Here is a 1,226-nt window from a genome sequence, read left to right on the forward strand (position 1 = left end):
GATGGCCGATCAAGCGCGACGGCACCGTGTAGAACACCTTGCGCAAGGTGAAGCCGCCGGACGATGTCACGTGGACGATCACCTCTTCATAGTCCGACGTGCGGCGGTCCGGCAGATCCTGAAGTGCGGTACGTTCGCTGTCGATCCGCTTGGCGTTGCGGGCATTGCGGCGGCTGACGATCTCATCGATGAAGCCACGATAGGCAGCGAGATCGTCGAAGTCGGCGGTGCCACGCAGCAACAGCGCGTCGCCGACCGCCCGCTTGAGATGGCCATGCGAACTCTCGATCGCCCCGTTCTCGTGGGCGATGCCACGATTGTTGCGGGAGGGGCGCATGCCGTAATGGGCACAGAGGTCTTCGTATCGCCGCGTCAGATCGTCTTTGGCGTCGCGGTCGAGATTGCAAAAGGCGGCCGACAGGCTGTCGGTGCGATGCTCCCGTGGCGCTCCACCGAGTGACCACAAGGCATTCTGCAGGCCTTCGGCCAGAGCGATGAAGCTCTCACCGCCGAGCACGACATGGGCGTGCTCAAACCCGGAATAGGCCAGCCGGAAGTGATAGAGACGATGGTCGAGCGGCACGCCCGCGATCGTGACACCCAATTCGCCCATGTCGGTGAAGTCGGACAGGCCGCGCTGACCGGGTTCGTGGGTCTGCCGGAAGATGACCTCCTGCTCCTCGCCGTGGATCGCCCGCCAGGCCCGGATCCGGCGCTCCAGCGTGCGACGGATGCCGGCGCCGAGCTCAGGATGGCGTCGGAGCAACTCCTCGAAGATCGTGACCGGCCGCACACCGGGGGCGGCCTTCAGCATCGGCACGATCTCTGTCTCAAATACGCGGGCCAAGGGATCTGGCCGGCGACGGCCGCGAGGAGCCTTCTTCTGCGACGGAAGGCGTCGATCCTGCTCGATCCGGTAAGCGGTCGAGGTGCTGAACGACGCCTTGGCGGCGGCCACGGGCGGGCTATCGGTCTGACGGTACTTCATGTAGAGCCTCATTTGGTGATCGGTAATGTGTCGGCCTGGCACGCGAGTGATTCCTCTTGGCGGAAGAACCACTTGCATAACCAGCCGGCCGCGATCACCAGTCGGCGCGGTCCGCTGTGGATCGCGCCGACGCCGGGCTCGTAACTCCGGTCGGGCTACGCCCTCCCTGCGTCACGAGCCCGGCGTAGCCCTCTCATCATGGTCGACGCTCCACTTCCATCCTGTTCGCCGCGCGGCA

The 1,226-nt window shown here is 65.2% G+C and carries 1 protein-coding gene; it reads right to left on the reverse strand.

The genetic code is table 11. From position 1 onward, the window contains the following. Positions 1–1,030, reverse strand: a 1,030-nt coding sequence (gene istA, locus IF803_RS42500; protein ID WP_461196165.1) for an IS21-like element ISBj11 family transposase, incomplete at its 3' end; no start/stop codon positions are given. Positions 1,031–1,226: the final 196 nt, after the last annotated feature.

It is taken from the genome of Bradyrhizobium sp. UFLA06-06 (assembly GCF_054820065.1).